The organism is Lysinibacillus antri (assembly GCF_003977595.1).
Classification (GTDB): domain Bacteria; phylum Bacillota; class Bacilli; order Bacillales_A; family Planococcaceae; genus Ureibacillus; species Ureibacillus antri.
Genome location: NZ_RYYR01000021.1, coordinates 50,169 through 68,852, shown reverse-complemented (window position 1 = coordinate 68,852; position 18,684 = coordinate 50,169). Strand labels below are relative to the sequence as shown.

Sequence of the window (18,684 nt, the reverse complement as noted above, 5' to 3'; positions counted from 1 at the left end):
TAAAATAAATCGATATAATACCCAAAAATCCGGAAAAATGACAAAAGGCTTTCAGAATGAGACCATTCTGAAAGCCTTTTGTCGACAATCTGAAGGCAGAAGCATTAATTGCTTCTGCCTCCTTTTATTTCGTTTTTTCCGTACTTTCAATACTATACTTTTGCAATTTTCTTACCAAAGTCGATTGATCAATTTTTAAAGCGACCGCAGCTTTTCGAATACTTGGATAATTTTTAATTACATCTCGAATAAGCTCTTCTTCAAAGGATTCAACTTGTTCTTTTAAAGAGGTTTGAATATTAGATACGGCTTCGGCTTTGACATTACTATTAACTAATTGAATATTACTGGTATTAAGCTCTTTATGTAAGTCTTCAATCGTAATGACCGAACTTCGGCTCATTAAGACTACTCGCTCAACTATGTTTTGTAGTTCCCTTACATTTCCAGGCCAATTATAATTCACAAATCGATCTAATACTTCTCGAGAGAAGCTTTTATTTAATCCATACTTTAAATTTAAGCCATTGATAAAATGATAAATCAGCGGTATTACATCATCTTTTCTATGTTCTAAAGGAGGAATTTCAATAGGAACGATATTTAAGCGATAATATAAATCCTCTCTAAATGTACCTTTTTCAATCATTTCAAGTAAATTTTTATTCGTTGCCGCTACTACTCGAACATCTACCTGAATTGCCTTTTTACCACCGATTCGAACAACTTCCCTTTCTTGAAGAATTCGTAGTAATTTTACTTGTAATTGTAAAGGCATTTCTCCAATTTCATCTAAAAAAATCGTTCCTTTATTTGCTACTTCAAATAGGCCTGCTTTTCCACCTTTTACAGCACCCGTAAAGGATCCGGATTCATATCCAAATAATTCTGACTCTAATAACGATTCTGGTATCGCTCCACAGTTAATTTTAATCAGTGGGCCGTCTTTTCTAATGCTATATCGATGAATTAAATCTAAAATCTTTTCCTTACCTACCCCAGAAGGACCTTGGATCAGTACACCTGAATCGATTTGCGCAATTCTTAGCGCACGATCCAGTACCTCTTTCATTTGAGAGGAATGGGCAATGATCGAGTATTTTGGATCTTTATTTTGTTTTAATTGTTGTAACTCTTCACTAATTTTTTTGTTTTCAATTTCTAATTCATGAATTTCAACCTCAAGCTTACTTAATTGCGTTAAATCACGTACGTTATTAACGATTTTAATGATTTCCCCTTGTTTATTTGTGATAGGCACGGCTGTCACTAGAACGCTCCTGCCAGTTTCAATTTTCTGACTTATCGTGACAGAGCGTTTTTCTTTTATTGCTTTTAAAGAGGCGGATATGTCAATCACACCAATATCAACCAATTCCTGCAGGCTTTTACCTATACAAAATTCAGTTGAAAGCCCAGTAATTCGTTCATATGCAGGATTTTGATATAAAATTATACCCTCCGCATCCGCAATCACGATCCCGTCAAAAGATGAATTAATCACGTCTTCTAGTTCTTCTGCAAATTCCTCTTTCAAACTGTTATCAATCGGTAAGATGAAAATAGTATAATTGTTAGGGTTTTCTTGTGAAATTATTACATTTACTTCAATTGATGCATTTATGAAACAAAAATAATGATACCCCTGATTGATGTGATTCTTAATGTCATCAAATAAATAATCGTATTCCTCTGCAACTTTATTAAATTTTATAAGTTCTTTATCCTTATCCCACTCTACAACTCCAATTAACTTTATTTGTTCAACAAACATTTCGTACCCCCCCTTATCAAAAACGATGTAATTAAACATCATTAATTAGAATAATACATCATTTTTTTGTCTAAAACGTGGAAATATTGCAATTTTTTATTAAATAAAAGTTGGCATGTTTTTTGCTTTTAATATTATGAACATCTTTTAAGGAGGGACAGGGTATGTCAAACCAAATAATAAACGAATTAAATTTAAATAACCATGATCTTACAAATATGTTGTATGACATGATTCTTATTCGGAAATTTGAAGAAAACCTAAAGCAACTATATCAACAAGGGAAAATTCACGGAACTATGCATTTGTGCATCGGTCAAGAAGCAACAGCTGTTGGCGCTTGTTTTCCACTAACGAAGGAAGACAAAATTACAAGTACACACCGTGGCCACGGTCACAGTATTGCAAAAGGAACAGATGTAAATAAAATGGTCGCTGAACTTTTAGGTAAAGAAACAGGTTACTGTAAAGGGAAAGGCGGCTCCATGCATATTGCGGATATGGAAGTCGGAAATCTAGGAGCAAATGGGATTGTGGCAGCTGGTCTACCTTTAGGCACAGGTGCAGCGTTAACATCACAAATGAAAAATTTAGGGTATGTGGTTCTTTGCTTCTTTGGAGACGGTGCTACAAATGAAGGAGCTTTCCATGAATCTTTAAATCTAGCATCGGTTTGGAACTTACCAATTATTTTCTTCTGTGAAAATAATCTCTATGGTATGTCTGGATCAATTAAAGAAATGACCAATATTGAATCAATTGCCGTTCGAGGATCTAGCTATGGCATTCCAAGTGAAACGATTGATGGAAATGATATTTTAGAAGTCGTTAAGGCGACAAGTACAGCTGTTGAGCGTGCTAGAAACAACAACGGTCCAACTTTAATTGAAGCAAACACGTATCGTTGGGAAGGTCATTCTAGAAGTGATGCGCGTAAATATCGAACACGTGATGAAGAAAAAGAATGGAAAAAATCAAACGATCCAATTGAACGATTTAGAACGTTTTTAATTGAAAATGAAATTATTACAGAAGAGGACTTTGCGGAACTGAATGAAAAAGCGGTCAAACAAATTCAAGAAGCCGTGGAATTTGCGGAAAATAGCGAAAGTCCAAGTTTAGATACATTGATGACAGATATTTATGTCTAGAAAGGAAGAAACGCAATGAGAGAAATCAGTTATTCAGAAGCAGTAAGAGAATCTATGTTACAAATGATGCGTGAAGATGAAGATGTATACATTTTAGGAGAAGATATCGGCGTTTATGGCGGAGCATTTGGTGTTACTAGCGGTATGATTGATGAATTTGGCCCTGAACGAGTACGTATTACGCCAATTTCAGAAGCAGCGATCAGTGGCTGTGCTGTCGGTTCTGCTATGACAGGAATGCGCCCAATTTTAGAAATTCAATTCTCTGATTTTGTCGTAATCGCAATGGACAACATCGTAAACCAAGCTGCGAAAATGCGTTATATGTTTGGCGGGAAAGCGAAAGTGCCAATGGTCGTACGTTTACCTAGTGGATCTGGTGCTGGATTTGCTGCTCAACACTCGCAAAGTTTAGAAGCCTGGATGACACATATTCCTGGATTAAAGGTGGTTCAACCTTCGAACGCTTATGATGCAAAAGGATTATTAGCGGCGGCGATTAAAGACGATAATCCTGTCATGTTTTATGAACACAAAATGCTTTATAACGTAAAAAGCGACGTACCAGAAGAACTATACGAAATTCCATTAGGTGTAGCAGATATCAAACGTGATGGAAAAGATATCACAATTATTGCAACAGGGTTAATGGTGAACAGAGCCCTTGAAGCAGCAGAACAATTAGCAGCTGAAGGGATTGATGTAGAAGTAATTGACCCACGTACATTAGTGCCACTTGATGAAAAAACAATCTTAGAATCTGTTAAAAAGACGGGTAGAGTTTTAGTGGCATATGAAGCAGTAAAAAGAAATGGGTTTGGTACTGAAATTGTGAGCTTAATCGCAGAAAGTGATGCTTTTGATTATTTAGATGCACCCATTTTACGATTAGGTGGCGCAGAAGCACCTATTCCTTATAACCCAGAACTTGAGAAAGCAGCGATTCCTCAAGTACACGATATTTATCAAAAATGTTTGGAACTCTTAAATCGATGAGAGGTGCAGAATAATGGCGACAGAAATAGTTATGCCGAAGCTAGGCGCAACGATGGAAGAAGGAATGATCGTTAGTTGGATGGCAAATGAAGGTGATTTAATAGAGGAAGGCGATCCAATTGCGGAAATTCAAACAGACAAAATTGTCCTTGAAGTTGAGGCTGAGACAACAGGTTATTTACTAAAAACCTTATACGAACCCGGCACAACGGTTAATGTACATGAGGTAATCGCTTACATGGGGAATAAAAACGAACCTGTTGAAATCCCTAACACGGTGGTGAGCGAAACACAAGCACCACAACCAGGAACTGAAAATGGTGCGAAGCCAAGAAAAACACCAGCTGCGAATAAATTAGCAAAAGATCATAATATATCGCTTTCCTTCATTCAAGGAACTGGACCGAATAATCGAATCCAACGTAAGGATGTAGAGGAATATTTAAAACAAGAATCGTCTTCCATCACACCTTTAGCTAAGAAAATAGCAGAAGATTTACAGGTTTCACCTAATGAAATTACTGGAACAGGGCATAATGGCAAAATCACCAAACAAGATGTGCTCGCTACTACACAAGCACCAACGATTATAAAAGAAGAAGTAAAACCAAATGTTACAAAAACACCTTTAAAAGGGATGCGAAAGGTCATCGCAGAACGAATGGCGGAAAGTTATTATACTGCCCCACATGTGACGTTAAGTGTAGAAATCAATATGTCCGAGTGTGTGGCTCTACGGAAACAGTTAATTCCAATCATTGAGAAAGAAACAGGTCATCGCCTTTCTTATAACGACTTAATGATTAAAGCAGTTGCTCATACATTATCGAAAAATAAATCGTTAAATATTTCCTTACAGAAGGATGAAATTTACCAATACGAAGACATCAATGTTGGATTTGCGGTCGCATTGGACGAAGGGTTAGTTGTTCCAGTTATTAAGAATGCGGACAAAATTGGGCTATCTGGCATTGTGAATTCTAGTAAACAACTGGTCTCAAATATTAAGAGTGGCAAATTACATCCGGAGTATTTTGAACAAGGTACGTTTACGATTAGTAATTTAGGAATGTACGCCGTGGATACATTTAATCCAATTATTAATCAACCACAATCGGCAATCTTAGGCGTTGGTCGAATCGTTGAAAAACCGGTTGTGAGAAATGGCGAAGTTGTCATTAATCCAACGATGCAACTGTCTTTATCTTTTGACCATCGCATTATTGACGGGGCACCGGCAGCCCAATTTTTAACGGATTTAAAAGATTATCTGGAGAATCCAATGAAAATGCTAGTTTAAAGGGGTGAAAATATTGACTACTTATGATGTAACAATTATTGGTGGTGGACCAGGTGGCTATGTAGCTGCTTTACGAGCTGCTAGCGAAGGTCTGAAAGTGGCACTGATTGAAGCTGAACATTTAGGAGGTACATGCCTTAACAAAGGCTGTATCCCTTCTAAAACCTATTTAAAAAACGCAGAACTCCTTGAAGACATCAAACATAGTGAATCAAGAGGGATTTTCGTAAAAGATATTAATTTATCACTAGATGGATTAGTAGGTTTTAAAAACAATGTACTTAACAATTTAAGGAATGGAATCAGCTCCTTATTAAAGTCAAAAAAAGTGGACGTCTTTAATGGGTTCGGGACAATTAAAAACCCTACTGAGGTTGTCATCCAAACTGCTGATACAGTACATTCAATCTCAACTAAAAATATTATCGTAGCGACCGGCAGCAAACCCTCCATTCCTAAAATTGAAGGGTTAGAAAACGTTCAGTATCACACAACCGATACCATCTTTGATATAAAAGAAATCCCCTCTTCCCTTGTGATTGTTGGGGGTGGAGTTATAGGCGTAGAATTAGCCAATGCATTCAACAGTTTCGGTTCAAACGTAACGATTGTGGAATATAGTGATCGAATCATCCCTATGGAAGATTCAGAAGCTTCCAAGTTACTACAAAAACATTTGAAGAAAAGCGGTATCAAGATTTTAACAAACGCCTTATTGAAAAAAGTAGAAAACAATGGAGCTTCAACGACTTTGACTATCGAGGAAAGTGGCAATAATTCGCTAGCTCTTGAAACAGATCAGTTGCTAGTGGCAGTCGGAAGAACACCGAATCTATCGGCTACACAAAACTTAGATTTTCAACATAATGGTCCGTTTTTAAAAGTAAATGACTACTTACAAACGAATATCGCGAATATTTATGCGATTGGAGATGTGATTGGGGGCTATCAACTTGCCCATGTGGCGAGTGCAGAAGGCTTAAATTGTATTGAAAATATACTAAATAAGCAAAAAAAGATGGACTATAACATTATCCCACGTTGTATTTATACAAATTTACAGATTGCTAGTGTGGGCTACGCAGAACAAGACTTAAAAAACCAAAACATCGATTATAACGTGTTTAAATATTCTGTCCAAGGAATCGGGAAAGCCCAAACTTTAGGAAAAACAGATGGCTTTGTCAAACTATTTACGGATCCTAAATATGGAGAGATTTTGGGAATATGTATGATTGGTCCGAATGTAACGGAATTAATTAGCCAAGGTTCTGCTTATATGCACCTTGAAGGAACTGTATTTGAAATGGCGGAAATGGTTCAACCTCACCCTTCATTATCAGAGATCTTTATGGAAGTTGCGAACTTAAGTATTGGGAAAGGGGTGCATTAACATCAGCCAGAATTTATTCGATTTACAAAATCAAAAGATGATAATTACAGGTGGCGCTCAAGGGATTGGATTTGAGTTTGTAAAAGCTTTTAAAGAAGCAGGCGCACATATTGTAGTCCTAGATATTTCTGACAAGATTGAGAATCTACAAGAGTTAAATGTTGAGTACATTAAATGTGACTTAATGGAAATTGAAAAAATAGAAGCAACTTTCCATCAAGCTCTAGAAAAGTTAGATGGAAGAATTGATATTTTGATCAACTGTGCAGGAATTATTAAGCGTAGTCCGGCAGTCGATGTTCCGTTAGATATGTGGCAGAAAATCTTTAATTTAAATGTAACATCCCTATTTGAATTATGCCGAGTAGCTGCCAGAAAAATGAAGGAACAAGGTAGAGGGAAAATTATTAATTTAAGCTCGATTGTATCGGTCATTGGGGCCTATAATTCATCACCCTATTCTGCAAGTAAAGGTGCCGTACTGCAATTAACAAAGTCTTTATCCAATGAATGGGCATCTTACGGAATACAAGTAAACGCGATTGCTCCGGGGTACATTTTAACTGATATGAATACGGACATTTTAAATAATCCAACGAGAAAAGCTGAATTTGAAAAGCGTATCCCTGCTAATCGATGGGGAAGTCCTCAAGATATTGTGGGTACAGCACTATTTTTAGCAAGTCCTGCATCAGATTATGTAACAGGCGTTTTAATTCCAGTGGACGGAGGGGTATTATCACGATGAAAAAAAATCTATTTATTAATGGCAATTGGGAAGATGGAGAAAAATATAGCGAACTAAAATCTCCGTATTCTCGAGAAGTAATTGCAGAAATTGCTCAAGCAACGAAAGAACAAGTGAACAAAGCAGTGGATTCAGCACAAGAAACCTTTAATACAATGAAAGGTCTCTCTTCTTTCCAAAGATCCACGATATTAGATCAATTAGTGAATCTATTAACAACTAATAAAGACAAAGCTGCTGAAATTATTTCTTTAGAATCGGCGAAGCCTTTAAAATTTGCGATAAGTGAAGTTGATCGAACAATCGAGACTTATAAATTTGCGGCTGAGGAAGCGAAACGAATTTCCGGTGAAGTAATTCCGATTGATGCGGCTAAAAATGGGGCAAATAAAATTGGCTTTACTATTCATGAACCTATAGGCGTAATTGCGGCGATTACACCGTTTAATTTCCCAATGAACTTAGTCGCTCATAAAGTAGGTCCAGCCATTGCAGCTGGGAACACCATTGTATTAAAACCAGCATCTCAAACGCCATTGTCCGCAATCTTTTTAGCTGAATTACTAGCTCAAACAGACCTGCCAAAAGGTGCATTTAACTTAGTCACTGGTAGCGGAAAAGTTGTTGGTGATGCATTAGTTGAAAATGAAAAAGTAAAAATGGTGACTTTCACAGGAAGCCCAGAAGTGGGTAAAAACATTAAAACTCGAGCAGGACTAAAAAGAGTATCATTAGAGCTTGGGTCAAATGCTGGACTAATTATTGATAAAGATGTTGATGTGGATTCGATCATTGATAAATGTGTAAATGCGGCATTTTCGAACCAAGGACAAGTCTGTATTTCACTACAACGCATTTATGTTCACGAACAAATTATCGAAGAGTTTACTCGTAAGTTTAAAGAAAGAACGGACCAATTAGTGTTAGGTGATCCACTTGATATCAACACAGATATCTCCGCATTAATAAGTGAAGGCGATTTATCTCGTGCGAAGACTTGGATTGAGGAAGCAGTTACAGAAGGTGCCTCTTTAACAACAGGTGGTACCATTGAAAATCAGATTTTAAGACCAACTATCTTATCTAACGTTGGTAATACTTCAAAAGTATCTTGTCAGGAAGCTTTTGCGCCAGTTGTAACGGTAAACAAAATTTCAAGCGTTGATGAAGCAATCCAACAAATCAATGATTCTATTTTTGGATTACAAGCTGGCATCTTCACAAATAACATTTTAAATGCTTCTCAAGCAATTAAACATTTAGAAGTTGGTGGTGTCATCATTAACGATGTACCAACTTTCAGAGTGGATCACATGCCTTACGGAGGAGTAAAAGAAAGTGGAAACTGTCGTGAAGGGATCAAGTACGCGATTGAGGAAATGACAGAACTTAAGCTTGTTGTTTGGAATCATAATTAAAAGTAGGTGATTGACATTAACATCTATGGTATTTTGGGAAACCCTTTAGATCATTCATTATCGCCATTGTTGCAAAATGAAACGTATAAAAAGAATTCAATAGATGCACAGTTTCAAAAATTCCAAGTCCAAGAAGAACATTTCGAAAACGAAATGTTAAAGTTAAAAGCTCAAAATGTGAAAGGTTTAATCGTCACAATTCCATATAAAGAAAGAATTATTCCATACTTAGATGAATTAGATATAACAGCGAAAAATACGGGCGTTGTAAATATCGTTCATAACATCAATGGGAAATACGTTGGGTTTAACTTCGATGGGAAGGCTTGGTTATCAGGTTTACTTCAACACTTTCATTTACAAAACCTAGATAACAAGAATGTACTGATTATTGGATTTGGTGGAGCAGCGAAGTCCATCTATTTCGAGCTATTGCAGTTTAACAACATAAACATTAACATCGCGAACAGAAAAATTGAAAAAGTAAAAAATAGCATAGACACATATAATCGTATTTTCACCTTAGATGAAGCAGAAAAGCGAATGTCAGAATACGATCTTGTCATTCAAACAACGCCTATTGGGATGTGGCCGAAAATAGACGAATCCCCCGTCAAATTTTCTAATATCAAACAAGGTGCGATATTTTCGGATATCATATATAACCCACCTAGTACTGCTTTTTTAAAAAACGCATCCCAATTAGGTGGTCAAGTACAAAATGGATTAAGTATGCTGATCCAACAAAATCATAAAGCAATAAAGATGTGGTTTCAAAAAGAAGTAAATTATGAAGAAATGCAAAATCTAATCAAAAAGATAGATTAATAACCTTCACTCCTTCTATGTGAAATATATAATTAAATCGTTTAACTGCCATAAAAAATTCCCCTTTAATATAAATAAGCAATCCTCTTTAAATAAGAAATCGCAGAAGTAAATCCCCTACTTTTGCGATATCTTTTTTTGCTGAATAAGAAAGTATAAAACTTTTTGGAGTTTGAAGAGTGTCTAGCTTCAGCGCCCTAGCCCCTCGAGGTCGCTTCGGTACCTTCCCACGTGTGCGAGCACACTTGTCAGGTCCCTCCAGCGCTTGTCGGGGCTAAGCGAGGGCGCTTGTGCTTTTCTAATAACAGCTCTAAAAGTAAGGCGACAGAGGCTGTTTGGATAAAGAGAATCGGAAAATGACCTCCTATCCTTTTCTATTTCCAGTATCGTTTTATTAGTTGACTTTCTCATTTATTTATTAAGAATTCTTCATGATGAAAAGGAAGGGAATTTTATGGAGCAAAATATTAACGCAAAAATATGGACAGGACCGTTCTTGGTGGCACTTATTAACAACTTCTTTTTGTTTACTGTTTATTATGCATTGTTAACGATTTTACCTATCTATATCCTTAATGACTTAAACGGAACGGAAGGGCAGGCAGGGCTAGCGATGACCATTTTTATGTTGTCAGCCATTATCATAAGACCTTTTTCAGGTAAAATCATTGAAATGTTTGGGAAACGAAAAACGCTTCTTATTTCCGAGCTACTCTTTTGTCTATCGTCCATTCTATATGTTTTTATTGAATCTCTCTCTTTGCTCCTTGCCCTTCGATTCTTTCATGGTATTTGGTTTAGTATTGTCACAACCGTGTTAATTACAGTTGTGAATGATAATATTCCAGAAAGCCGTAAAGGTGCAGGACTTGGTTATTTTGCGTTATCCATGAATTTAGCGGTTGTATTTGGTCCATTTATTGCATTGACTATATTTCAGTTGTATTCGTATAAAGTATTAATCATCGGTTTAGTTACTGTTATTGTCATTGGCTATCTCTTTGCCTTTACCTTGAAAGTTTCGGAATATCACCCACAAACCTCAACTGCGAAGTGGTATCGTCTTTCATGGCATGATCTCTTTGAAAAAAGGGTCATTCCGGTTGCAATTGTCGGTTATTTAACAGCCTTTGCTTATGCGAGTGTTATGTCCTTCATTTCTGTGTACGCAGAGACAAGAGGTGTATTTGAATATGTAAGTTTATTTTTCATTGCCTTTGCGATTGCAATGATGGCAGTTCGACCTTTTACTGGTAAATTATATGATACGAAGGGTCCAAATGCTGTTGTTTATCCTTCCTTCATCTTTTATGCGTCCGGATTATTTTTGTTAAGTAACATGCACACGGTTGCAACATTATTAGTAGCAGGGGTTCTCATGGGCGTTGGCTATGGTTCCACTGTTCCTTGTTTACAAGCATTAGCAATTCAATCGGCACAAAAACATCGAAGTGGACATGCAACTTCAACGTTCTTTACAATATTTGATTCAGGTATTGCAATAGGTGCCTTTGTGTTAGGGATTGTTTCAGCGAAATGGGGCTTCCCCATGTTGTATATTTTATGTGGTGTCATCATCACCTTGACTATTCCAGTGTATTGGAGATTAATAGGTAGAAAGAAAGATATTCGATATAGTGAACCTGTTTGTAGTCAACAAGAGTAAAAATTTAAAAAGTAGCTATCACCAAAGTTTCTGGAGATAGCTACTTTTTTATGAAGTTGAGGAGCTACCCGGAAATTGCAACGCGTCCCCTCGGTAATGCTTTTTTTAATGTTCTATCAGTTATATTACTGGAATTAAATGGTTTGAATTAAGCAATCGTACAAATACAAGAGTTAATCATTTAAAATACTTTCTTCTAAAACCTCTGATTTATCACCGTAAACTTTGACAATATGGTTTTCTCCCCAAGTACATAAAGAATTTAATATTGCTTCTAAACTTTGTCCATATTCACTTAATTCATACTCCACTTTTGGGGGTACTTGATTATAAACGATACGATTAATAACCCCATCCTCCTCTAGTTCACGGAGCTGTTGAGTTAGCATTTTTTGTGTAATATTCGGCATGAGGCGTTTTAATTCGCTTGTCCGCTTTTTTCCATGAGTCAGATGGCAAAGGATCACGCATTTCCACTTGCCTCCAATTACCTCTAAAGTAGCTTCTACGGATATATTGTATTTCTTCTTTTGCATGGTATGACCTCCTATTTATAGGAACTAAAAAGTGCCTACGTTACTTTTTGGTATCTATATTACTTGAAAGTGCGTACTTCAATTTGTAGTTAGTATATCTCATAATAGCATTTGCCGGCTGATTCATACTACAAATTTCATTCATTTGATTATTTGTAAGAAATCATATGTTAGATAACTTCAAGAGGAGAGAATAATATGGATATGGGGAAAAGACAAAGTACCTTGGCATTACTTGCGTTAGCAATAAGTGCATTTGCGATAGGTACTACGGAATTTATCAGTGTAGGATTGCTGCCATTGATTGCTAAGGATTTAAATATTCCAGTTACGACTGCAGGGTTAACTGTTTCTTTATATGCATTAGGGGTAACTTTTGGGGCGCCGATACTGACATCTTTAACATCAAGAATGTCACGTAAAACGTTATTACTATGGATCATGATTCTATTTATTGCTGGAAATACACTTGCTGCAATTTCTAATTCTATTACTCTATTACTAGTTGCACGTGTCATATCAGCACTTTCACATGGTATATTCATGTCGATAGGGTCTACAATTGCTGCAGATTTAGTTCCCGAAAATCGGAGAGCTAGTGCTATATCGATTATGTTTACAGGTCTTACGGTAGCTACAGTTACTGGTGTACCATTTGGAACTTTTATTGGCCAGCAGCTAGGTTGGAGAGCAGCATTTATTGTCATTATTATCGTTGGTGTTATTGCTCTTATTGGAAATGGCATTCTCGTCCCATCCAATTTACGCAAAGGAGTAAAAACAACTTTACGCGATCAGGTTAAACTTGTGACAAATGGTCGATTATTATTGTTATTTATCATTACTGCATTAGGATACGGTGGAACCTTTGTTGTTTTTACCTTCTTATCACCATTACTCCAAGATATAACGGGGTTTAAAGAAAGTACGGTAGCAATTATTTTATTAGCTTATGGAATTGCAATTGCTATTGGAAATATGATCGGTGGGAAACTATCGAATAAAAATCCAATTCGTGCGTTGTTTTACATGTTTATTGTACAAGCAGCTGTCTTATTTATATTGATGTTTACAGCTCCATTTAAAATTGCTGGATTAATAACAATACTTTGCATGGGTTTATTGGCATTTATGAATGTGCCAGGTTTACAAGTATATGTAGTAATGCTTGCAGAGCGTTTTGTTCCAAGTGCAGTGGATGTGGCATCGGCTATCAATATTGCTGCTTTTAACGCAGGGATCGCAATGGGTTCTTATTTTGGAGGGCTTATTACAGATTCTATAGGTCTTATCCATACATCGTGGATTGGTGCATTAATGGTAGTAGGTGCGGCTATTCTAACGGGAGTAAGTAAAGCTTTAGAACAAAAGGATAATCTTATGAAATATAATTTGGAGGTTAATTAACAATGATTAAAAATTTACAAGATACAACAACTTTAAATAATGGAGTAAAAATGCCTTGGTTTGGACTTGGTGTTTTTAAAGTAAAAGAAGGTCCGGAGCTAGTGAATGCTGTAAAAACAGCCATCAAACATGGATACCGAAGTGTTGATACAGCAGCTATTTATGGGAATGAAGAAGGTGTTGGAAAAGGTATTAAAGAAGGCGTAGAAGAATCCGGTATTTCTAGAGAAGAGTTGTTTGTAACGTCGAAGGTTTGGAATACAGATTTAGGATACGAATCTACTATTGCTGCATATGAGAAAAGCATCGAAAAGCTTGGCTTAGAGTATTTAGATTTATATCTGATTCATTGGCCAGTTGAAGGGAAATACAAGGATGCGTGGAGAGCGCTAGAAACTCTATATAAAGAAGGTCGAGTAAAAGCAATTGGTGTTAGTAATTTTCAAATACATCATCTCAAGGATTTAATGAAAGAGGCTGAAATTAAGCCAATGATCAATCAAGTTGAATACCATCCAAAATTAACTCAAAAAGAGCTACAAGTATTTTGTAGAGAGAATGATATTCAGCTTGAGGCATGGTCTCCACTGATGCAAGGTCAATTACTAGATAACGAAGTGTTAAAAGAAATTGCTAATAAGCATAATAAAACCGTAGCACAAGTTATCTTACGTTGGGATTTGCAAAATGAAGTTGTAACGATTCCTAAATCAACGAAAGAACATCGAATTATTGAAAATGCTAATGTATTTGATTTCGAATTAACTAGTGAGGAAATGGAAATCATTCATGGATTGAATCAAAATCTTCGGGTAGGACCAGATCCGGACAATTTTGATTTCTAATTAATTTTCAAAAGAGAAAATAAAGAGCCCACACGATAACAAGTAAAAGTTTGAAGAGTATTTTTGAAAGTAGTAAAGGTAGTCATGATCAAGGAGTTTTTGATCGTGGCTACCTTTTTTAATGTAAAAACCATATTTCCTCGATGATTTACACGCCCAACCGTCTTCATCGCCATCATGTTTTGTGTCATATGGCGGGTGGTGGCTTTGATTTAAATGTTGAAACAGGTGTTTCTGGTGAAGTAGTATTAATTCTCTTCACACTGTATAAATAGTGTTTTTATACTATTGGCAATTATTATTTACTATCAAAATATTCCTGTGTTAATCTATTTATAGTAATAATACCTAAAATTTGTAACTACTTTTTCTTATTTAATAAGGGGGACAAGATGAAATTAAAAGGGATAGGGGCGAAATTAACTACTTCAATTGTTGCATTACTTTTGCTTACTTGTGGGACATTGGGGATATTTTCATATATTAATAGCTCAAACGCAGTCATTGACCAAGTAAAAACAAATTTACAATGGAAAGCTGGAGACATTTCTCATTATATAGAAGAGTATTTTAAACGAACATATGTTGAAATTGAAGCGATTGCCCAACAATCTGTTATTCAAAGTATGGAGATGGAAGACCAACTTACCTATTTAAATAAACAACTTGAGAAAAGTTCAGATTATTTAGGATTTGGAATTGTTGCAGAAGATGGCACTACCTACTACTCGGATGGCTCCACGTCAGAACTAGGAGACCGTGATTATATTCAGGAAGCATTCCAAGGTAAAACAGTTATGTCCGATACAATCATTAGTAGAGTTACAAATGAACCTGTTGTGATGATTGCTACACCTATTGACACAGTAACAGGGGAAAAGGCATTATTGTTAGCGCGTATGGATGGATATTATATTTCATCAGTCATCGAAGAAATTACGATTGGGAAAAGTGGTTATGCTTTTATTGTAAATGCTGAAGGAACAATCCAAGGACATCCAAATCTTCAATTAGTGAAAGACCAAGTTAATTTTATAACTGCTGCTGAAAATGAAGATAAAGCCAGTAAAATGACTGGTGAAAGCCTTGCGACAAAAGAAATGATTAATAATGAAGAGGGCATTTATCAATATAGTAATTCAGATGGGCAAAAACAAATCATTGGCTACTATACACTTGAGAATGGTTGGAAAATGGGCGTGATGGCTGTAGAGAATGAAGCACTCTCTGGGTTAAATGAATTAAAACAAAACTTCCTCATTACATCTATTATCATTATTGGGATCGGTATTTTATTTGCCTTATTTGTTACACGATCTGTAAGTAGACCAATCAATCACGTTGTTCGAATAAGTGAACACTTAGCAGAAGGAGATTTCACTCATGAAATTTCACCAAAGTATCTTAAACGGATTGATGAGTTAGGCGTATTATCACGTTCTTTAACAAAAATGGTTGTTAGTATGAGAGAAATGATTGTGCATGTTGAAAAAAGTGCAAGTGATGTGAATTCAGCTTCAAATGAAGTAATGAATGATGTGATGAATGTGACATCAATGACAAAAAATATTGCACGAGCGATTGTTGAAGTTGAACGGGGTGCAGAATCGAATGCAGTGACTGCTGAGGAAAGTGCAATGGCAATGGAGCAAATGGCTGCAGGTGTAGCACAAGTAGCCAATGTTGCAAATAATGTCTCCGTAAATACGGAATTTATCGCTTCTAAAGTCCATGATGGTCATGAAGCGGTTCGAAATTCAATGCAACATATGAACGAAATCCAAAAAGGAATGGATATTGAAATTGAAGTCATTCGAAAGTTAGATAAAGAATCAAAAGAAATTGGATTAATTTCTAGTATGATTTCTGACATATCTGATCAAACGAATTTACTTGCTTTAAATGCGTCCATTGAGGCAGCAAGGGCAGGAGAGGCTGGAAAAGGTTTTGCGGTTGTAGCAGAGGAAGTCCGTAAATTATCCGAACAAACAGCAGGATCAGCCATGCAAATCAATGCCTTAATTGAAAAGATTCAAGATTACACAGGAGAAGCCGTAAAAGCAGCAGAATCCGGTGAAGTGAAAATCGAGCAAGGTTTAAAATCTATCAATGCTTTAGGGGAGCGATTTGAGGAAATCGTAAACTCCGTAGAACAAATTGCTCATGAGATCGAGGAACTTAGTAGCTCAGCACAACAGATGAGTGCAAATACCGAAGAAGTAACGGCATCAATGGAAGAAATGTCTGCTACTGCCCAATCTTCAAAAGACTATGTGCATGAAGTAACGACATCAACAGATAGTCAGTTGTTATCAGTGGAAGAAATGAAACGACAAACGGAGCAATTATCCGATATGGCAAAAGCATTGCAGGTTGCAGTAAGCCAGTTTAAATTGTAAAAGCAAAAAGTAGTATTTCGGCTAAAATCGAAATACTGCTTTTTTATTAAAATCTAAAGTATAAATTGTTATTCAGCAAACTTCCATTTAATTAAAAAAGGAAAAGGTTTGTTTATCTCGCATTAACGCGCCGTAAGACTCCCGCCTCAAGACTTAAGTAAGGTGTAAAGGGTAGGCGGGAGATTAACGGCACGTAAAAGCCCGATTGGTTCAACTAACAATCAGTGGGGGATGAGGAAAACCCCCACTGATTGAAGTTTCACTTTATTTTTAAAGGAGTTTTCCTATTGTTATAGTAATATAAGTACTAAACAATAATTGGATGTGTTACTTTGACTGAACAGCTATTTAAACAATTAAAAAATATATATGGAGATTTTTCACCTATTCGTTTGGCTGGTGGCTACACAAATGCAACTTTCTTATTGGATGGAACACAACCTCTATTAGTTGCTAAAGTGTCTAATGTATATAGCCAGGATATTGATAATGAAGTAAACTGCTTAAAATTAATCCATGAAACAGGAATAGCCCCAAAATTTTATCAGTTATTTAAAATTAATGAAAATCAAATAAACGTGATGGAGTACCGTAATGGGGAAAATGGTCAATCTATTTTAGATAGTAATAATGCGGAAAATGCAAAAGAATTATATATAAGCTTAGGTGAAAATCTTGCTAAAAACATACATTCTAAAAAATATAATTCTAGTTCAAATGGAATAAAAGAATGTGACCTACACGACATAAAAATGAATTTAGATTTTGTACCTACAGAGCTTATAAATAAATCCAAGTTGATACTGCGAAAAGTTAATGATTCTAAACAGAACTGGGTTTTAACGCATGGCGATTTTGGAGTGCATAATGTGTTGTATACCGAAGATAATGTCCTTACTGTTTTAGATTGGGAATGGTCTGAATGGGCAAATCCTTTAAATGATGTAGGTTGGGTATGCTGGTTCACAAAACTTCACTATCCCGAACAAGCTAATTCATTAAATAGCCTTTTTATTGAACAATATAAAGCCAATAGCCCTATTTTATTATCGTCTGAATCATTAAAGGGTTATTGTGTTTATAAAGTGTGGAAAATATTACATAAGATTAAAAAGGCACCATTGGAAGTGAAGCAGGAATGGGTTAGACGTTTAGAATGGACAATAGAAACAGATATTTTTGATTTTATTAAATAATTTAAAAATTCGATACTATTGGTTAAATTGTATGTAATTAGCAGATGTGGATGTCCAGAAAGCACTACACTTTCTGGACATCTACGTTTCTAATAATAAAATATCGCTAAAAAGCTGTGCTCCTGCGGTAGTAACAATAAATTGTCACTATCCTCGTCGCAAAGGAGCCGTCCAAAATCTTTTTTGGACGGCTCCTTTCTTATGTTTTTAATAATTAGTCATGCTCACTTTTGTTCTGAAGTTTAATTTTTTCAAACGGTTAACTATTTTAAAACTTATTTTGGATATTTTTGGAATATTTTCTTTCTTGAAAAGTGACCAACAAGAGGGAACGGGTTGTGTTGTGTCCTCTCTGTTGGGAATAACTGTTCGTTGGTTGAAAAAAGGTTATAGCTTGTTCAACAATTATGCCATTCTTGAATAATAGCAATGCAACCTTGTAATTGAATAAAACGTATATAGAGTACCATTACATTCGGAGTTTTTGGACTGCTATACAATTCGAATAAAAAGTAGTTGGAGGAAAAGTTATGAAGGAAATCTTTCACCATATAGTAAGAGGGGTCTTAATAGAAGATAATAAAGTATTACTAGTACAATCAAAAGGGTATCTAAATACTTTTTTACCTGGTGGTCAGATCGAACTAGGTGAGAGTGCAAAAGATGCTTTAGGAAGGGAATTTGAAGAAGAGTTAGGAATAACTTGTACAGTTGGAGATTTTCTTGGAGTTGTAGAACACAAATGGGCGCACAATGGGGTGATTCATTTCGAGGTAAATCAAGTATTCGAAATAAAAGAAAGTGAATTGCAAAAAGACGTAAAACCAATATCTGCTGAATCCCATTTAGAGTTTTCCTGGTGCAACGTGAATGAATTGAGTGATAAAAATTTACAACCCTACCCATTTAGGGAATTAATAAAAAATCATTTAAACGGAAGTAAGGATATCTGGTGGGAGAGTACATTAAAAACAGACGAATCTAGTTTCGAGTAATCTATGATAAACACTGAGATATTTAAGTGAAG

Annotated in this window: 15 protein-coding genes; 13 read left to right on the top strand and 2 right to left on the bottom strand. The window is 35.8% G+C overall.

The window, feature by feature from the left end:
- Positions 1 to 124: 124 nt before the first annotated feature.
- On the bottom strand, positions 125 to 1,774 hold the full coding sequence (locus EK386_RS14385; RefSeq protein WP_126659876.1) for a sigma-54 interaction domain-containing protein: 1,650 nt from the start codon (positions 1,772 to 1,774) through the stop codon (positions 125 to 127).
- Between the two features lie 164 nt (positions 1,775 to 1,938).
- On the opposite strand from EK386_RS14385, the gene EK386_RS14380 reads away from it, so the two are divergent.
- The 8 genes from EK386_RS14380 to EK386_RS14345 all read left to right on the top strand — a co-directional run bounded on the left by EK386_RS14380 (position 1,939) and on the right by EK386_RS14345 (position 11,274).
- Positions 1,939 to 2,925, top strand: a complete 987-nt coding sequence (locus tag EK386_RS14380; RefSeq protein WP_126659875.1) for a thiamine pyrophosphate-dependent dehydrogenase E1 component subunit alpha — start codon at positions 1,939 to 1,941, stop codon at positions 2,923 to 2,925.
- A 15-nt stretch (positions 2,926 to 2,940) separates the two neighbouring features.
- Positions 2,941 to 3,921 (top strand): alpha-ketoacid dehydrogenase subunit beta, encoded by a 981-nt coding sequence (locus tag EK386_RS14375; protein ID WP_126659874.1) that lies wholly within the window; start codon positions 2,941 to 2,943, stop codon positions 3,919 to 3,921.
- 13 nt (positions 3,922 to 3,934) lie between these two features.
- Entirely contained in the window at positions 3,935 to 5,221 is a 1,287-nt protein-coding gene (locus tag EK386_RS14370; RefSeq protein ID WP_126659873.1) for a dihydrolipoamide acetyltransferase family protein, read from the top strand.
- Between the two features lie 4 nt (positions 5,222 to 5,225).
- Positions 5,226 to 6,614 (top strand): dihydrolipoyl dehydrogenase, encoded by a 1,389-nt coding sequence (gene lpdA / locus EK386_RS14365; protein WP_342774266.1) that lies wholly within the window; start codon positions 5,226 to 5,228, stop codon positions 6,612 to 6,614.
- Positions 6,615 to 6,651: 37 nt separating this feature from the next.
- The gene (locus EK386_RS14360) at positions 6,652 to 7,362 is read left to right on the top strand and encodes an SDR family NAD(P)-dependent oxidoreductase (RefSeq protein ID WP_126659872.1); all 711 of its coding nucleotides are present in this window, start codon (positions 6,652 to 6,654) and stop codon (positions 7,360 to 7,362) included.
- Positions 7,359 to 8,780 carry an aldehyde dehydrogenase family protein gene (locus tag EK386_RS14355; RefSeq protein WP_126659871.1) on the top strand — a complete coding sequence of 474 codons (1,422 nt, stop codon included), beginning with the start codon at positions 7,359 to 7,361 and terminating at the stop codon, positions 8,778 to 8,780. The genes EK386_RS14360 and EK386_RS14355 overlap by 4 nt, the downstream gene beginning before the upstream one ends.
- A 6-nt stretch (positions 8,781 to 8,786) precedes the next feature.
- On the top strand, positions 8,787 to 9,608 hold the full coding sequence (gene aroE / locus EK386_RS14350; protein WP_126659870.1) for a shikimate dehydrogenase: 822 nt from the start codon (positions 8,787 to 8,789) through the stop codon (positions 9,606 to 9,608).
- 454 nt (positions 9,609 to 10,062) lie between these two features.
- Positions 10,063 to 11,274, top strand: a complete 1,212-nt coding sequence (locus EK386_RS14345) for an MFS transporter (RefSeq protein WP_342774265.1) — start codon at positions 10,063 to 10,065, stop codon at positions 11,272 to 11,274.
- 173 nt (positions 11,275 to 11,447) lie between these two features.
- Here EK386_RS14345 and EK386_RS14340 read toward each other — a convergent pair whose 3' ends face one another.
- Positions 11,448 to 11,810 carry a winged helix-turn-helix transcriptional regulator gene (locus tag EK386_RS14340; protein ID WP_126659868.1) on the bottom strand — a complete coding sequence of 121 codons (363 nt, stop codon included), beginning with the start codon at positions 11,808 to 11,810 and terminating at the stop codon, positions 11,448 to 11,450.
- 198 nt (positions 11,811 to 12,008) lie between these two features.
- Between EK386_RS14340 and EK386_RS14335 the strand changes: the two genes are divergently transcribed.
- The 5 genes from EK386_RS14335 (at position 12,009) to EK386_RS14315 (ending at position 18,652) form a co-directional block, all read left to right on the top strand.
- A complete protein-coding gene (locus EK386_RS14335) occupies positions 12,009 to 13,217 on the top strand; it encodes an MFS transporter (protein ID WP_126659867.1) in 1,209 nt (402 codons plus the stop codon).
- Between the two features lie 2 nt (positions 13,218 to 13,219).
- Positions 13,220 to 14,062, top strand: coding sequence for a glyoxal/methylglyoxal reductase (gene pgoN, locus EK386_RS14330; protein ID WP_126659866.1), 843 nt, complete (start codon positions 13,220 to 13,222; stop codon positions 14,060 to 14,062).
- A 392-nt stretch (positions 14,063 to 14,454) separates the two neighbouring features.
- A complete protein-coding gene (locus EK386_RS14325; protein WP_126659865.1) occupies positions 14,455 to 16,461 on the top strand; it encodes a methyl-accepting chemotaxis protein in 2,007 nt (668 codons plus the stop codon).
- 332 nt (positions 16,462 to 16,793) lie between these two features.
- On the top strand, positions 16,794 to 17,657 hold the full coding sequence (locus EK386_RS14320) for an aminoglycoside phosphotransferase family protein (protein WP_158674437.1): 864 nt from the start codon (positions 16,794 to 16,796) through the stop codon (positions 17,655 to 17,657).
- 530 nt (positions 17,658 to 18,187) lie between these two features.
- Positions 18,188 to 18,652, top strand: coding sequence for an NUDIX domain-containing protein (locus EK386_RS14315; RefSeq protein ID WP_126659863.1), 465 nt, complete (start codon positions 18,188 to 18,190; stop codon positions 18,650 to 18,652).
- The last annotated feature ends 32 nt before the right edge of the window (positions 18,653 to 18,684 follow it).